Here is a 16,350-nt window from a genome sequence, read left to right as displayed (position 1 = left end):
CCATTACGATCTATAACATCCCAGCTTCTCCTTGTCCTTTCTCTGCCGGGCTGGCCGGGTCCTGCTGGACTCCGGTTCCCCTTAGGGAACCTTCTCTAGCGGTGCATACCCCAAAGCCAGTCTCTTCGTACCCAGGTGGGGGAAGTGCACGGTGGCCACCGTGCGGGCACCCTCGCCTTCGACGTCGAGCACCCGTCCGACCCCGAAGTGCCTGTGGCGGACCTGCTCCCCGACGGCCAGCGTCGGGACTTCCCGCTGCGGGAGGTCTTGCCAGTCGTTGGTGGCGGTGCGAGCGGTCCGGATCTCGCAGACGGCATCTTCGGGCATTTCGGACAGAAAACGCGAGGGAACGTTCACCGATGTCCGACCGAAGAGGGTCCGCTGCTGCGTGTAGGTCAAAAACAGCCGCTGTTTGGCCCTCGTCATGCCGACGTAGGCCAGCCGCCGTTCCTCTTCCACCTGGCGGGGATCGTCCAGCGTTCGCAAGTGGGGGAAGACGCCCTCTTCCATCCCGCACATGAAGACCACCGGGAACTCCAGGCCCTTCGCCGCGTGCAGCGTCATCAGCGTCGCCCTATCGGCCGTTTCGTCGTACGTGTCGATATCGGTGATCAGCGACAAGTGTTCCAAGAACGCCTCGACGGAGGTCTCACCGGTCGCGTCCTCAAATTCCTGTGCGACCGTAACGAGCTCGCGAAGGTTCTCCAGGCGGCTGGCGGCTTCGTCCGTCCCCTCCGCCTCGAGGGCGGCCCGGTACCCGGTCCACTCGATCGCCTGCTCGATCAGCTCGGATACCCGGGCGCTTCGCGCCGCCTGGGCGATCCGGTCGAGCAGGGCGACGAACTCGCCGACGGCCCTGCGGACCTGGGGCGCGATCGCCGCCAGCACGCTGGGGTCGCGCAACACGTCGAGCAACGGACCTGCCGACGATCCGGCGGCCGCCTCGATCTTCGCGAGCGTGGCCTCTCCGATGCCCCGCCGGGGCACGTTGACGATCCGGCGCAGGCTCAGCACGTCGCGCGGGTTGGTCGCCGCGCGCAGGTAGGCGAGCAGGTCCCGCACCTCCCGCCGCTCGTAGAACCGGACGCCGCCGACGATCTGGTAGGCAATCCCGGCACGCAGGAAGTGGTCCTCGAACTGCCGCGACATCGCGTTGATGCGGTACAGCACCGCGCACGCGCGCAACGGAACGCCCTCGTCCTGCAGGCGGCGCAGCTGCTCGGCGACGAACCGCGACTCGTCGTGCTCGTCGAACGCGACGTACAGGGTGACCGGATGGCCCGCTGCGTTGTGCGTCCACAGGCGTTTGGGGTGCCGGTGAGGGTTGTGACCGATCAGGTGTTCCGCCGCCCGCAGGATCGTCTGGGTGGACCGGTAGTTCTGTTCCAACTTCACGATTCGGGCGTCAGGAAAGTCGCGCTCGAACTCGAGGATGTTGCGCACGTCAGCCCCGCGCCAGGCGTAGATGGCCTGGTCGGCGTCCCCCACCACGCAGAGGTTGCGGTGCCGCTCTGACAGCCGCGCCACGATCCGGAACTGCACGGGGTTGGTATCCTGGTACTCGTCGACCAGGACATGCAGGAAGCGCTCCTGGTAGTCTGCGAGGACTTGTGGCGCGTCCTCGAACAGCCGCAGCGTCTGGAGCAGGATGTCGTCGAAGTCCATCGCGTCGCGTTCGCTCAGCCGCTTCTGATACTCCCGCCAGACCCCAGCGACGATGCGCTCGTAGTAGGTCTGCGCCCGCAGGTCGAACGCGACGTGGTCTACGCCCTCGTTCTTGGCCGCCGAGATCGTGGCGAGCAGCCTCGGGGGTGGAAACCGCCGGTCGTCGAGGTTCAGATCGCGCAGGACCTCCCGCATCAGGGTGCGCTGGTCGTCCTCGTCGTAGACGGAAAACCGCGAGGAGATCCCGATCCGTTCGCCGTCCCGGCGCAGGATGCGGCTGCAGATCCGGTGGAACGTACCGATCCACAACGCTCGCGCCACCGGCTCGCCCGTCAGCCCGGCGATCCGGTTGCGCATCTCGTTGGCCGCCTTGTTCGTGAACGTCACCGCCAGGATGCGGGTCGGCGGGACGCCGCGCTCCCGGATCAGGTAGGCGACGCGGTAGGCCAGCACGCGCGTCTTCCCCGAGCCGGCACCGGCCAGCACGAGCAGCGGCCCACCCTCACAGGTGACGGCCTCGCGCTGCTGGGGATTGAGGGCAGAGAGCAGATCCATGGGCTGCCCCGGCGGAGAATCGTAGTCTGCCGAACGCTTTCAGCCAACGCCCGAAGCGGCAGGCGGCACTCCTCGTACGGCGCGACCATTTTGCAACAGCGCTGCCCCCACCGCAAGGCGGCGCTGTCCGCGCGCCTGCTTCGCGGAGGTCGACCGCCGCTGGGGCCGCGTCTCACTCCCACTCGATCGTCGCCGGCGGCTTGGAGGTGACGTCGTAGGTGACGCGCGTGATCTCGGGCACTTCGCGCGTGATCCGACTGGCGACCGATTCCAGGAAGTCTGCGGGCAACCGCGCCCAGTCTGCCGTCATTCCGTCCTCGCTGGTGACCGCACGGACCACCACAGCAAACCCGTAGGTGCGCGCGTCGCCGGCGACGCCCACCGTGCGGACGGGCAGCAGTACGCAGAACGCCTGCCACAGCTCGCGCAGCAGACCAGCACGCCGGACCTCCTCGAGGAGGATTGCATCCGCCTCCCGGAGGATCCGAAGCCGTTCGGGCGTCACCTCGCCGAGGATGCGGATCGCCAGACCGGGACCCGGGAACGGATGTCGCCACACCATTTCGTCGGGCAATCCCAGCCCTCGTGCGACCTCGCGTACCTCGTCCTTGAACAGGTCGCGGAAAGGTTCCACCAGCCGAAACCGCATGCGTTCGGGCAGCCCGCCGACGTTGTGGTGCGTCTTGATCCGTGCGGCGGTGCGCGTGCCCGACTCGATCACGTCCGGGTACAGGGTCCCCTGCACGAGGAAATCCGCCCGTCCCAGCGCGCGCGCCTGCTCCTCGAAGACGCGGATGAACTCCTCGCCGATGCGCCGTCGCTTCTGTTCCGGGTCGGTCACCCCGTTCAGGAGCCTGAGGAAGCGCTCGGCGGCGTTCACGTGGACCAACCCCACGCGAAAGTGGTCGCGGAACGTGCGCACCACCTGTTGGACTTCCCCTTTTCGCAGGAAACCGTGGTCGACGAACACGCACGTCAGCTGGTCGCCGACGGCCCTGTGCACCAGCGCGGCGGCCGCGGAGGAATCGATCCCACCACTCAGCGCACACAGCACCCGCCCTGCGCCGACCTGCACGCGGATCCGCTCGACGGCATCGTCGACGAACGACGCCATCGTCCATGACGCCGCGCAGCCGCACACCGAGAACAGGAAGTTGCGCAGGACGTCCATCCCCCACGGGGTGTGCGACACCTCGGGGTGGAACTGCAGCCCGTACAGGCGCCGGGTCGAGTCGGCGATCGCGGCGTAGGGGGACCGGTCCGTGCGGGCCAGCGCCCGGAAGCCCGCCGGCAGCACGTGGACCGAGTCACCGTGGCTCATCCAGCACGTGAGCCGTCCTTCCAGCCCGGCGAACAGCTCTGCGGGGTCTTCGACGAACAGCCGTGTTCGGCCGTACTCGCGGGCTTCGGCAGGTCCGGTGCGGCCGCCGAGGGCGTGCGCCATCCACTGCATGCCGTAGCAGATCCCCAGAACCGGGATGCCCAACTCCAGCAGGGCGGGATCGGCCTGTGGTGCGCCCTCCTCGTAGACGCTGGCCGGGCCGCCGGAGAGGATGATGCCCTTGGGCCCCAGCGCGCGGATCCGTTCGACCGGCGCGTCGAACGGCAGGATCACGCTGTAGACGCGCAGCTCGCGCACGCGCCGCGCGATCAGCTGCGCATACTGCGCGCCGAAGTCCAAGACCACCACGGTGTCGCGCGCGGCGTCGGTCGCGGCCTGGCTTTGGACGCTGGGCGATGCGGCCGCGAGCGTCATGGTTTCGTCTGAACCTACCTCCCCTGGCCCACGCCCTGCGCAAACTGCGCCGCCTTGCCCTCCGTCGCCAGGGCGGGGGCCAGGACGATCTGGGCGCGGTGCATCTCGCGGATCGTGCGCGCGCCGCAGATCCCCATCGCGGTGCGCAGCGCCTCGACGAGGTTCTGGCTGCCGTCGTCGGTGGCCGCCGGGCCCAGGAGGATCTGCCGCAGCGTCCCGGTCGTTCCGACCCGCACGCGCGTCCCGCGCGGCAACGCCGCGTGGGAGGTCGCCATCCCCCAGTGGAATCCCTGCCCCGGGGCTTCCGCAGCACGGGCCAGCGCCGAACCCAGCATCACGGCATCGGCCCCGCAGGCGATCGACTTCGCGATGTCGCCGCCCCCGCTCAATCCGCCATCGGCGATCACCGGGATGTGGCGCCCGGTCCTCTCCCGATAGGCATCGCGGGCTGCGGCGACGTCGCAGATCGCGGTGACCTGCGGCACGCCGACCCCGAGCACACGCCGGCTGGTGCACGCCGCACCCGGCCCCACCCCCACGAACAGGCCCGCAACACCGGCTTCGAGGAGTTCTGCCGCCGCTTCGTAGGAGACGCAGTTGCCCGCCAGGACCGGGATGCGCAAGCGCTCGACTATCTGCCGAACCGAGATCGAACGCCCGCGCGAGGAGCGATGCCGTTCGGTGATGACGGTGGATTGCAGCACGAGCACATCCAGCCCGGCCTCTTCGGCGACCGGCCCAAGGCGCGGCGCCGACGCGGGTGTTACGGACGCGAAGGCACGGCCACCGGCGCGCTTGATCTCGGCGATCCGACGTCCCACCAACTCCTCGCGGACCGGCCGCCGGTACAGTTCCTGGAGCAACGGCACGCACCCCTCAGAGGCAGCACGCGCCACCCGCGCGATTGGTTCCGACGGATCCTCATACCGCGTCTGCAACCCTTCCAGGTTGAGGACACCGGCGCCGCCGAGTTCGTGCATGAGGATCGCGGTGCGCGGATCGGTGACGCTGTCCATCGCCGCGGCCAGCACCGGCAGCGCAAGCCGGTGACCGCCGACCTCCCAGGAGACGTCCACGTCTTCGGGATCGACGGTCACCGCCGCCGGCACGAGCGCGATGTCGTCGTAGCCGTACGCCCGCCGGACCGGGCGGCCGATCCCGATGTGCGTATCCGGATCGAGGGGCGGAAACACGCCAGCGAGCCCGGGCTGCTGACTCTCGACGGCCGACGGCTTCACTGATACACCTCCGGCTTGAGCACGCATACGAACGAGAGGTTGCGGTACAGACCGCCGTAGTCCATCCCGTAGCCCACGACGAACCGGTCGGGCACTTCGAAACCGACGTAGCGCAGGGGCACCTGGCGCCTGCGGCGCTCGACCTTGTCGAGCAGGGCGCAGACGGAAAGACTCGCCGGATAGCGCGCCTTCAGCGTCGTCAGCAGGTAGTCCATCGTCAGGCCCGTATCGACGATGTCGTCCACGACGATCACGTGCCGCCCCTCGATGGTTTCGTTGAGGTCTTTGAGAATGCGGACGATCCCGGAGCTCTCGGTGCCGTGCCCGTACGAACTGGTCGCCATGAAGTCCAGATGGCACGGGATCGTGATGGCGCGCATGAGGTCCGACACAAAGAAAACGGCCCCTGTCAGGATCCCGACCAACAGGGGCTCTTTGCCCTCGTAGTCCGAGGAGATGCGGCGCCCGAGTTCACCCACCCTCGTGCGCAGCCTCTCCTCGGAGATTAGGACTTCCTCGATGTCGTCCACCAGCGCCACCGCGCAAGCCTCCCGGGGGAGGTAGTTGTGGCGATTATAGGGAAGCCCGAAAAGCCTGTCAAACCGCGGTTCGAGCCGGAGATGTCGTCTCTGAAAACCGAACGGAGCCGCGGCGGGATGCTATTATCATTCGGAAAAACTGTATTCCCCTCGCCGCTCGGAGGCAAGGGGGACGGCGGCGCGGCTGCCCGGTTTGGTCAGCGGCACGCCGGCCTGACACAGCGGGCACGCAGCTGCGGGGTAGACCTGCACGCTCAGCCGCACCAGCGGTTCGAACCGGACCGTCAGGGCGTGGGCGCCGCCGGAGCGGTCGACGACCGCGCCCACACCGACGACGTGCGCTCTGGCATGCTGCACCAACTCCACCACCTCGTTCGCCGATCCGCCAGTGGTGACGACGTCCTCGGCGACCAGCACGATCTCCTGGGGTGAAACCGCAAACGACCTCCGCAGCGTCATCTTTCCGTCGGCGCGCTCGGCCCAGATGGCGCGGGCGCCCAGCTGCCGTGCCACCTCGTAGGCCAACGTGATCCCGCCGATGGCCGGGCCGACCACCGTCTGCACGCGATGCGGGCGGAATCGGTCGGCGATCTCGGCCGCCAGGCGCGCGGCGACGTGCGGGTACTGGAGCACGAGCGCGCACTGTACGTAGTGCGGACTGTGCAGGCCCGAGGCGAGCAGAAAGTGCCCTTGTTGGATGGCGCCGTATTCTCGCAGCAGCCGCAGGATCGGATCGGTGGAGTTTTCCGTCGAGGGCACTCACGGCCTCCTGTGGCTTATCTTCAGCGCGATCATGTCGAGGGCTTCGATCGTCGCCCGCGCCACCGCGGGGGGATCCGGGGCCTGCAGGATCGGCCTGCCGACAACAACATAGTCCGCACCTGCCAGGACCGCCGAGCGCAGATTGCCGGTGCGGGACTGGTCGTCGTCGCACACCTCCCTCGGCCGGATCCCGGGCACCACGGCGACGAAGTCGCTCCCGCAGGCCGCCTTGATCGCGGCGACCTCGTGCACGGAGCAGACGACGCCGTCCAGGCCCGCGTCGCGGCTGAGGCTCGCCAGCCGCACAGCGGCCTCCGGCACGTCGCCGGCGACCCCCACGGAACGGAGCGCCGCGGTGTTCGCGCTGGTCAGCACCGTCACGCCCAGCACGATCGGAGGCTTTGTGTCGGCGGCGCCTTCGTGCGCACCGCGGCGCGCGCGCACCATCATCTCCACCCCGCCAAGCGCGTGCACGTTGAACATGCGCACCCCCAGCCGCGCGGCAGCGGCTGCCGCGGCCTCGACGGTCTGGGGGATGTCGTGGAACTTGAGGTCCAAGAAGACCTCGGCGCCGTGGTCGCGGACCAGCCGTACGGCGTCCGGTCCGCATGCGGTGAACAGCTGCGAGCCGACTTTGAAAAAGTCCACCGCCGGGCGCAGCGCGACCAGGACGCGCCGCGCGGACGCGAGATCGGGCAGGTCGAGCGCCACGATCAGGCGCGGCACAAAGCGCTCCTCAGTAGTCACCGCAACTCGGTGCCTCGCTGGGGGACGGGACCTCCAGCGCGCCGACCAGCTCCCGGACCGAAGACATCCCCTGCGCGCGCAGGTAGGCGCGCAGGTCCTCGACGATTCGGCCGGGCGTGGCCGGGTCCGTGAGCAAGGCCGATCCGATCCCGACTGCCGACGCACCCGCCAGGAAGAACTCCACGGCGTGCTCGGCGGTCGCAATCCCTCCCGTCCCGATCACCGGAACCGGCAGCGCGCCCGCGATCTCCCACACCATGCGGAGGGCCACCGGACGGATCGCCGGACCCGACAGCCCGCCGGTGACGCTGCCCAGTCTGGGCTTCCGCGTCGTCGGGTCGATCGCCATCCCCGCCAAGGTGTTGACCGCCACGACGGCATCGGCGCCGGCGTCGGCCGCGCCGCGCGCGATCGCCACGACGTCCGTCACGTTCGGCGACAGTTTCACGAACAGCGGCCGAGGGGTCACGCCGCGCAGCCGCCCGACGAGTTGTGCGGTCGCAGACGCAGACGTCCCGAAGATCATCCCGTTGGCGACGTTGGGGCAGGAGATGTTCACTTCGATCGCCGCAATCCCCTCGGCCTCCGACAGCCACTCGACCAGCGTGCAATACTCGGCGACGGAGTGCGCGGCGATGCTGGCCACGATGGGGATGCCGAGGGTCCGCAAAAACGGAAGGTCTCTGGTGAGGAAGGCGGCGAGACCGGGGTTCTTCAGGCCTACGGAGTTGAGCCAACCGGCGTCGGTCTGCACGACGTGCGGCCTCGGATTGCCCTCGCGCGGTTGGAGGGTGATCGACTTCGTCACGAAGCCGCCGAATGCACGCAGGTCGTATGCCCCGGACGCCTCCCGCCCGTGCCCCAAGGGGCCGGCTGCGCAGAGGACCGGGTTGGGGAAGCGGACGCCGGCGATGTCCACGGACAGATCCGGCATCGCCGGCTCCGCGCTCGGACCTGGGTGTGTTGCCTGTGCCGTCGCGCCCGGATTGCGGTCCATCACGCCCTCGTCCCGACCCGCGACGGTGACCGGATGGGTACCGATTGGTCCTGCCACACGATCTGGCCCCCGACGAGCGTCGCCAGCGCCCTGCCGCGCAGCGTCCAGCCTCCAAACGGCGTGTTGCGCGACTTCGACAACGACGTCGCAGGGTCCACACGCCAGTCCGCTTGCGGGTCGAGGAGCACGACGTCGGCGTCTGAGCCCGGGCGCAGCGTCCCCTTGTCCAGGCCCAGGACGCGGGCCGGGTTGGAGGTCACACAATTGAGCGCGCGCCACAGCGGCCAGCCGGCCTGGTGGACGAGTCGGGTCAGCACCACCCCGAGCAGCGTCTCCAGCCCCACGACGCCGAACGGTGCGCGGTCGAACTCGACCACCTTCTCGTAGTCGGCGTGGGGAGCGTGATCGGTGGCGATGCAGTCGATCGTGCCGTCCTGCAATCCCTCGACCAGCGCCGCGACGTCGTCTTCGGCCCGCAGCGGCGGGTTCACCTTGAAGTTGGTGTCGTAGCCCTCGAGGGCGTCGTCCGTGAGCGTGATGTGGTGCGGCGTGACTTCGGCGGTGACACGGACGCCTCGGTCTTTGGCCTGGCGGATCAGACGCACCGATCCCGCCGTGCTGACGTGCTGGACGTGCAGCCTCGCGCCCGTCTCCTCGGCCAGGATCAGATCGCGCGCCACGATCGTCTCCTCGGCGCTGCGGGGCATGCCGCGCAGCCCCAGCCGGGCGGCGACCTCGCCTTCGTGGGCGACACCGCCTGCGCAGAGGTTCGGATCCTCGCAGTGCTCCAGGATGGGGAGATCGAACATCTTCGCGTACGTCATCGCCCTGCGCAGCACCCCGGCGTCGGCCACGGTGCGGCCGTCGTCGGAGAGCCCAACGACCCCCGCCGCCGCGAGGGCCGCGATGGGGCTGAGGTCCCTGCCTTCCAGGCGCCGGGTGATCGCCCCGACGGGGAAGACGCTGGCGCCTCCGGCGGCTCGCGCCCGGTCCAGGATGGCCGCGACGATCGTCGGGTCGTCGACCGGAGGCGTCGTGTTGGCCATGCACACGACGGTCGTCACACCGCCGCGAACCGCCGCCGCCGTGCCCGTGGCGACGTCTTCCTTGTGGGTCTGCCCCGGTTCGCGCAAGTGGACGTGGATGTCCACCAGGCCGGGGGCGACGACGAGCCCGGCGGCGTCGAGGATCTGGAGGCCCTCTGTCCGCGAGCCGACAGCTTCGCCCAGAGCCGGCCCGACCGCGACGACCCGCCCTTGCTCGATCAGCACGTCGGCGACCTCGTCGCGCCCGGATGCGGGGTCGACGACGCGGCCTCCGTGGATCAGGAGTCGGTCGGCGGTCCGGTCGACCGGATCCACTCTTTGGCCTCCTCCCCTACGACCGGGTGCCCGCGGGGGCCCGCCCCGCCCCCACGGCTCGCCGCGCGATGGGCGCGGTCTGCACGAGGTCCGCCCGTGCCGCGAGCAGGTCGTACAGCACCGCCATCCGCACGCCGATGCCGTGGCGCACCTGGCGCAGCACGACCGACCGGTCGCCGTAGGCGACCTCCGGGACGATCTCCACCCCGAGGTTCATGGGTCCGGGGTGCATCACGACCGCATCGGGTCGCGCCAGACGCAGGCGCTGAGGCGTGATCGCGTACAGCCGATGATATTCCGAAAGCGACGGCACGTACCCGCCCGCGGCCCGTTCCATCTGCATCCGCAGCGGCATCACGACGTCCGCCTCGCATAGGGCGTCTTCCAATCGGTGGGTGACCTCGACCCCCGGCCCTGCCAGATTCGGTGGGACGAGCGTCGACGGACCGCACAGCACGACGCTGGCCCCCAGGGTCGTCAGCCCGTACGTCGCGGAGCGGGCCACACGGCTGTGGGCGACGTCGCCCACGATCGCGACCCGCAATCCTCCGACGCCGCCCTTGGCCTCGCGGATCGTCAGCAGGTCGAGCAGCGCCTGCGTGGGGTGTTCGTGCATGCCGTCGCCCGCATTGACGACCGCGCACCGGACGTGGCGCGCGGCGAGGTGCGGAGCGCCCGAGTGGGGGTGGCGGATCACGATCGCGTCGGCTCCCATCGCCTCCAGCGTGCGGACCGTGTCGACCAGACACTCGCCCTTCTGGACCGCGCTTGTGGCGACGTCGAAGTTTACGACCGCAGCCCCAAGACGTCTGGCCGCGAGCTCGAAGGAGATACGCGTACGTGTGCTGGGCTCATAGAAGACGTTGACGACGGTACGCCCGCGCAACGCATCCCGGGGGATCTGGGCGTCGGTGGCAGCTAGGTCCAGCAGGGCATAGATCTGGGCTTCGGACATCCCGTGCAGGCCGAGCAGGTGCTTGCGGAGGATGCTCATCCGACACCTCCGAGGAAGGGATGAGGCGCCGGCCACGGGCGGCAGGCATCAAGAAAGCCTTCCTGCCGCCGGCAAGAAGGCTGGTCGCAGTCGTCGCGCCCCTTGCCGGCCTCTCCGGACCGACTTAAAGGTGCACCCATCAGGTCATTGCTACCACGGATCGCACGCCTTCGTCAAACGAGCCCCACGTCCCGTTCGGCTCCGTCGTTTCAGCAGGGCCGGTGAGTGGCGCCGCAAATACGACGGCCCCCGGTCTCCCGGGGGCCGTCGTGGGTCTAAGTGCTCTGGTTGCGGAGCGAGGCTCCGTCTACCAGCTGGTCGAGACGAACGCGCCCCAGTGGGTCAAGGTGGTGGCCCCCAGGGTCTGGCTGCCGTAGAACAGCCAGAGGTTCGAGCGCGCGGCGAAGGCCCAGCGGGCACCCACTTCCCATCCGGAGTACGCCAGGTTGGTGCTCTTCTGGTTACCCGTCTCGTACATGCCCCACATGGCGACGTTCTCGAACAGCGTCAGATCAAGCTGTCCGCCGAACGCCTGGATGTCCCCCACGAAGGACGGCGTGAGGCCGAGGATCGTGTCCACCGTCCGCGGGTTGGGCCGCGGCGCGCCAGCAGGGAACACGCCGGTCACAGGGTCGAGGTTCTTGTACCAGACCGTGAGCCTCGGTGCCAGCATCTCGATCCCGGCCAGCCGGCCGAGGTCGAGCGCGGCGCTGGCGAAGATGTAGTTCCGCGCGAAGGTGCCCGTCGGCGTGTAGCTCGCGTACTCGGCCGTCAGCGTCACCCCGGCCAGGACCGAAGCGCGCAGGTCGACGCTGAAGCCCAGTCCGCCGTAGGCGGCGACCCACGGGTCCGTGTCGCTGCGCACGTTCACGCCCAGCGTCCAGCCCGGGATCGGGTCGAACGAAGCGCGCGCAACCGCCATGTACGCCGTGGTGTTCTGGGCGAGAGTCGCCCACTGCACGGCCCCGAGTAGCGCAACCGGTCCGACCGTCCAGCGCGCCTGCAATCCCTCGCGCCGTTCGTTCCAGTAGACGGCGTCCAGCAGCAGACCGATCGGCCCCAGCGCGACCGCGTCGCGGCCCAGACGGAGGCTCAGACCGCTGACGCCGAGCGCGTTGCGCCAGTCGAGGTAGGCACGATCGAAGAAGATCGTGCCAGTGGTCGCAAGAACCGGCGGAACCGGCGTGCCAGGATCGCCGGTCGTGCCGGTGCCGGTGTTCGGGTTGCCGGCGGTCTGGTGGCGGACCCGCAGCGTGGCGCTCAGATCCGGCGTGATCGTCCCAGCGTAGGTCAACTGAACCCGATTCAGACCGTGCCGCGGAGCCTGAGCGGGCTCCTGCAGGCCCCAGTACAGGTACTGGAAGACGCCCGTGATGCGGGTGTTGTCCAGCCTGGCCCGCAGGGCGGCGAGTTCCTCCTCGAGTGCGGTAACCCGCACACCGAGGGCCTGCAGTTCGGCCCGGAACTCGTTGATCAGCCGCTGCAGCGTCTCGATGTCGCGCCGCGTGACCTGCGGCGGCGGCGGAGCCGGCGGCGGCGTGGGAGCAGGGATGGCCTCGATCCGCGCGATGATCCGCGCGACCACCATAGCCATCTCGTAGCGCGTCAGAGGCTGGTTGCCCTTGAACGTCCCGTCCGGATAGCCCTCGATCAGGCCCTTGGCGGCCAGCTCCGCGATCGCGTCGTACGCCCAGTGGTCGGTGGGCACGTCCGCGAAGGGCTGGGCAAAGACCGGGGCAACCAGAGCGAGGACGAGGGCCGCGACGATGCTTACTGCGACCTTCTTCGTCTGCAAGGTTGGATCCCCCTCTTGTCAGAGATGGGTTGCGAGCGTCCGACCTGGGGGATCGGCAGCAGAGTATCCTCGTTGCCTCCTCTACCTTCCCTTCGGCCTTCCGCTCTCTCGCGCGTTCCATCGTCTAGAACAGCCTTTGGCGGCTTGGGGGACACACCTCCTTTCCGCCCCGTCGGCCCTGTGTTGCGAGACGATGGCCGCCACGCCTTAGACGTGCAACTATGACAGAGTCCGCTCTTGCAGGATCGATTCTATGGATCCGCGGACCTCGTGTCAACGAAAAATACCATGAAATCGGCGCTTCTAGCCTCCCCGACCTGACGCGACCGTCGGGAGTCCAAGCAAGCGCCCGTGCTTGTTAGATACGCCGTACGGGCCACAAGTCCTGCCGGAGATCCGACCGGTACGCACCTACCCCCATTTGCCCTGGTGTTCCAGATACCGCTCGGCTAGCCAGACAGCCACGTAGTCGTCGTAGGGGACCGGGGGGACACGCATCCCGGGCGGCAACAATCGGGCGATGCCGCGGGGCGGGTGGTCCTGGAAGTAACGGCGCCGAGCCGCCAGCGTCGAGCCGCGCTCGGCCACGACCCTCACAGGCTTGCCGAGTCCCGACAGCGCAGCCACGACGGGCTCCGAGCCCGTCTGGTCGCCCACCAGGATCGCGTCGACCCCGTGGTGGCTGACCAACGAGCGCACGCGCTCGACCAGCTCTCCGGTCGGCAGGACCTCGCGGTGCAACACTTGTTCGGTGGTGCAGACCGCCAGCCCGCACTTGTCGCGGCCCGGATCGACGGCGAGCACCACCCGGGCCCGGCCGTCGACGGACCGTCCAGTACTGTCACGGATTCGACGTTCCCGGTCTTGGATCTCCATCCCCGCCCCGGCAGGCTATCGCCCGTCCTCCACGCGGAAGGTGACCCACACCAGGTAGTAGGCGTCGATCGGCACCCCGTCGCGGGTCGCGGGCGCAAACCGCCAGACCGCGAGAGCCGCGGCGGCGGCGCGGTCGAGCTCACCGTACCCCGACGAGACCACGATGTCCACCGCGCCGACGCTGCCGTCGGACAACACGAGCAACCGCAGGCGTACCCGGCCCTCCCGGACCGCCACCGCCGCACCCGTGCCCAGCTCGCCCCGCCGCACGACCACGGTGGCTGGGTCCGGATGGTCCGGTGAGAGGTGGAAGAGCGGACGCGGTGGCGTCAGGACAGGGGTGGGGTCCTGGCTTGCATCGACTGTCTGCTCCGTGTGAGGGGTGGTTTCCTCCCGGCTGGGGGGGGACGGGGGAGGGAGCTGCGGGTCGTCTTCTTCGGGCGCGGGCACCTTTCGGGCTTGCACCGGGCCTACCGTCCTGTCCCCGTCGGGAGGAAGAACCGAAGCGGGCGAGTTTGGGACAGACGGCATCCGACCACCCGCGGGCCGGGCGGACGGCGACGGCCGAGCGGTAACCGCGGCGGCCGATGGGGCCGATCCGACCGCCCCCGAAGACCGCGTGTGACCGGCGCGTCGCTCCTGTGGTGGTCGTGGGCTGCGCTGCATCCGTGGGGTGGAACCCGCGGCTGCCGGCTGTGGGGTCCGGATCTCGTCCGTCGTCCTCCGGCCCCACCACGGATCCCCTTCGTCCTCTGCGGTCGGCGCTCCGGTGCCGACCGGCGGCACCGTCGATCCGGCGTGCGGTGCCTGCACACGGTGGAAATGCGCCCATGCGAAGACGACCGCCAGACCGACCAGCACGACAACGAGCCGCCCCAGTCGGTGACCGGACACCTGCTTCGCGTTTCCTGCCGAAGGGTGCATGCCTCCCTCAAAACGACGACGATACGTACACGAAGTACGTACGCCCGGCAGCGGGATAGCCGCGCAGCGTCTCGTACCTCGCGTCGAACAGGTTGTCCACGCCCAGCCGCAGCGTCCACCCGGACCAGGAGTGCTCGTACCGCGCTCCGAACGTCCAGTAGCCGCCGAGCGTCACGCGCTTGGCCGGGAAGGTCGAGAAGTCAAGGTCGTCTCGCTCGCCGACATAGTGCGTGAGCAGGGACACCGCCGCGCCGCGGTCGATCTCGTAGCGCGCGATCAAGCTCGCCGTCCACCGGGGGAGCCGCAGCAGCGCCAGCCCGGTCTGCCGGTCGATGGCGTCGGACCAGGTCGCGTTCGCGCGGACCATCCATCGTTCGTCGATCCGGCCCACGACTTCGGCCGACAAACCCGCCACGCGCGCAGAGCCCACGTTGTGCGGGTCGCAGCCTCCAACGATGAGGTTCTGCGCGTCGGTGTAGAAGCCGTTCAGGCGGACCACCGCGCCCCATCCCGCCGGAGCGTACTCCAACCCGAGGTCCGCCGACCACGCCGTCTCAGGCTTGAGGTTCGGGTTGCTGCATCCGGGAAAGGTCAGCTCCCCGAACGTCGGGCCTCGGAAGGTGCGACCGATCCCGCCCCGCAGCCGCAGGTCGGCACCGAGGAAGTGGACGAACCCCAGGCGCGGGTTGAGTTGGGGCCCGTACAAGGAGTGCAGGTCGTACCGCAACCCGACGCCGACCAGGGTACGCCCATCCCACGGGAAGTCGTACTGCGCATAGGCCGTCCCGTTGTGCGACTCGGCGGCGAACCCGCCGAAGGTGCTGTCGAACCTGTACCGCGCCCACTGCCACTCCACACCCAAGGTGAGGATGCCCCCGCCTTCCAGGCGCGCCACCCGCTGCCACTGCGCACCGTGCGCGCTGCCCTCGCTGTCCGATGCATATCCGGGCGACGTGTAGCCTAATCTTTCATTAAACCACCAGACCCGCGCCTGCTGCTCAACCTCGCCGCCCCCAGCGTGCGTCCAGGTCAGCGTCACCACCGTGCGCCCGTCGGCCAACCGGTCGTCCGCGCTCGGGAAGTAGGTCGTGCCCGGCAGCCCGGCGCGGCCGGCCGTGTGGTGCACCGACAGGGTGAGGGTGCTGGGGCCGCTGTAGTTCAGCACGAACCGGCCCGCGGCAGTCCACCGGATGGCGTCGGAGTTGGGGCGATCGCCCGCGGTGGACAGGTACTCGGCACCGGCAGTGTACAGCAGGACCGGTCCGCCACCCCCCAACGTCAGCCCAGCGTGCGCGGTGCCGTGCGCGCCGAATGCACCGTAGGCGACGCGCTCCGCGCGGCGGCGCGTGACGATCTGGATCACCCCGCCCAGCGCGCCGCTGCCGTGGATCGCGGAGTACGGACCGCGCAGAACCTCGATCCGTTCGACTTCGGCCAGGGAGATCGTCGCGAGGTTCACGCCGAACTGCGCGGTGGCGTTCAGCAGCACCCCGTCCAGCAGCACGAGTACCTGCTGGGGCGTCGTCCCGCGTATCGAGGCCTGCTGCAATCCGCCGGGGCCCGCCACACTCGTCCGCACGTACACCTCGGCGAGAAACTCAAGTGCGTCTGCCACGGTGACGAACCCGAGGCGGCGCAGCTCGGTGCCGTCGATCACGGTCACGTACGCGGGGCTGGTGATCACCGGCTGCGGGCGCCGGCCGACGACGGTGACCTCGTCGCCCTCGAAGGCCGGTGGCGTGGGGGTTGGCTGTGGGGACTGAGCTGCTGCGGGGAGGGCCGGTCCGAGGAGGGCGGCCAACAGCAAAATGCCTCGGCAGAACCGAGGCAGATAAGACGGCATGATTTCCCACCTCCGCTTTCCACCCGAAGGGGTGTGGGATCTGCACAGGCAGGTCTTCTGGCTTCCGGGTCCTCACCGGCCTCCTCCCTTCCCAGGCCGCCGGCTGCGGACCTCTGCGGCCCAGTGGGTGATCCGAAGATCTGCGGAGGCAGGCTCGCCGGTTACAGCGGCGGGAACCGCGCCGGAGTCGCACCGGCTTCCCTGACGCCTGCGCGAGCACCAGTATAGCAGCGTCAGGCAAAGACCGACATCCGGATCCCGGCGCGCCACTGTCGGGGTTCGGCCTCCGACGGTATGC

13 protein-coding genes and 1 riboswitch are annotated in these 16,350 nt (G+C 69.4%); all 13 genes read right to left on the bottom strand.

What is annotated here, in order from left to right:
• Positions 1-81: 81 nt before the first annotated feature.
• A complete protein-coding gene (gene pcrA, locus QN163_02895) occupies positions 82-2,220 on the bottom strand; it encodes a DNA helicase PcrA (protein ID MDR5682961.1) in 2,139 nt (712 codons plus the stop codon).
• 172 nt (positions 2,221-2,392) lie between these two features.
• Positions 2,393-3,976, bottom strand: coding sequence for a glutamine-hydrolyzing GMP synthase (gene guaA / locus QN163_02890; GenBank protein MDR5682960.1), 1,584 nt, complete (start codon positions 3,974-3,976; stop codon positions 2,393-2,395).
• Positions 3,977-3,990: 14 nt separating this feature from the next.
• Entirely contained in the window at positions 3,991-5,214 is a 1,224-nt protein-coding gene (locus QN163_02885) for a GuaB3 family IMP dehydrogenase-related protein (GenBank protein ID MDR5682959.1), read from the bottom strand.
• Positions 5,211-5,747 carry a hypoxanthine phosphoribosyltransferase gene (gene hpt, locus QN163_02880; GenBank protein ID MDR5682958.1) on the bottom strand — a complete coding sequence of 179 codons (537 nt, stop codon included), beginning with the start codon at positions 5,745-5,747 and terminating at the stop codon, positions 5,211-5,213. The genes QN163_02885 and hpt overlap by 4 nt, the downstream gene beginning before the upstream one ends.
• Positions 5,748-5,879: 132 nt before the next feature.
• On the bottom strand, positions 5,880-6,512 hold the full coding sequence (pyrE, locus tag QN163_02875) for an orotate phosphoribosyltransferase (protein MDR5682957.1): 633 nt from the start codon (positions 6,510-6,512) through the stop codon (positions 5,880-5,882).
• Complete coding sequence (gene pyrF, locus QN163_02870; GenBank protein ID MDR5682956.1) at positions 6,513-7,262, bottom strand: orotidine-5'-phosphate decarboxylase; 750 nt, start codon at positions 7,260-7,262, stop codon at positions 6,513-6,515.
• On the bottom strand, positions 7,252-8,196 hold the full coding sequence (locus tag QN163_02865; protein ID MDR5682955.1) for a dihydroorotate dehydrogenase: 945 nt from the start codon (positions 8,194-8,196) through the stop codon (positions 7,252-7,254). Before QN163_02865 ends, pyrF begins: the two co-directional genes overlap by 11 nt.
• Before the next feature lie 62 nt (positions 8,197-8,258).
• Positions 8,259-9,620, bottom strand: a complete 1,362-nt coding sequence (locus QN163_02860) for a dihydroorotase (GenBank protein MDR5682954.1) — start codon at positions 9,618-9,620, stop codon at positions 8,259-8,261.
• Positions 9,621-9,636: 16 nt separating this feature from the next.
• The gene (locus QN163_02855; protein MDR5682953.1) at positions 9,637-10,614 is read right to left on the bottom strand and encodes an aspartate carbamoyltransferase catalytic subunit; all 978 of its coding nucleotides are present in this window, start codon (positions 10,612-10,614) and stop codon (positions 9,637-9,639) included.
• Between the two features lie 307 nt (positions 10,615-10,921).
• Positions 10,922-12,409: an S-layer homology domain-containing protein gene (locus QN163_02850; GenBank protein ID MDR5682952.1), complete on the bottom strand. Its 1,488-nt coding sequence runs from the start codon at positions 12,407-12,409 to the stop codon at positions 10,922-10,924.
• A 411-nt stretch (positions 12,410-12,820) separates the two neighbouring features.
• Positions 12,821-13,285: a hypothetical protein gene (locus QN163_02845; protein ID MDR5682951.1), complete on the bottom strand. Its 465-nt coding sequence runs from the start codon at positions 13,283-13,285 to the stop codon at positions 12,821-12,823.
• Positions 13,286-13,300: 15 nt separating this feature from the next.
• Positions 13,301-13,561 (bottom strand): energy transducer TonB, encoded by a 261-nt coding sequence (locus tag QN163_02840; GenBank protein MDR5682950.1) that lies wholly within the window; start codon positions 13,559-13,561, stop codon positions 13,301-13,303.
• A gap of 655 nt (positions 13,562-14,216) precedes the next feature.
• A complete protein-coding gene (locus QN163_02835; protein ID MDR5682949.1) occupies positions 14,217-16,052 on the bottom strand; it encodes a TonB-dependent receptor in 1,836 nt (611 codons plus the stop codon).
• 29 nt (positions 16,053-16,081) lie between these two features.
• Positions 16,082-16,291, bottom strand: a riboswitch (cobalamin riboswitch).
• Positions 16,292-16,350: the final 59 nt, after the last annotated feature.

This window comes from Armatimonadota bacterium, from assembly GCA_031432545.1.
GTDB classification, from domain to species: Bacteria; Sysuimicrobiota; Sysuimicrobiia; order Sysuimicrobiales; family Sysuimicrobiaceae; genus Caldifonticola; species Caldifonticola tengchongensis.
The sequence above is the reverse complement of the archived record's forward strand: the minus strand, read 5'-3'. Positions and strand labels throughout refer to the sequence as shown.

Excerpts from the sequence above, each read along its gene's own strand:
- pcrA (MDR5682961.1), bottom strand. The coding sequence starts at position 2,220 with ATGGATCTGCTCTCTGCCCTCAATCCCCAGCAGCGCGAGGCCGTCACC.
- guaA (MDR5682960.1), bottom strand. The coding sequence starts at position 3,976 with ATGACGCTCGCGGCCGCATCGCCCAGCGTCCAAAGCCAGGCCGCGACC.
- QN163_02865 (MDR5682955.1), bottom strand. The coding sequence starts at position 8,196 with ATGCCGGATCTGTCCGTGGACATCGCCGGCGTCCGCTTCCCCAACCCG.
- QN163_02855 (MDR5682953.1), bottom strand. The coding sequence starts at position 10,614 with ATGAGCATCCTCCGCAAGCACCTGCTCGGCCTGCACGGGATGTCCGAA.
- QN163_02845 (MDR5682951.1), bottom strand. The coding sequence starts at position 13,285 with ATGGAGATCCAAGACCGGGAACGTCGAATCCGTGACAGTACTGGACGG.
- QN163_02835 (MDR5682949.1), bottom strand. The coding sequence starts at position 16,052 with ATGCCGTCTTATCTGCCTCGGTTCTGCCGAGGCATTTTGCTGTTGGCC.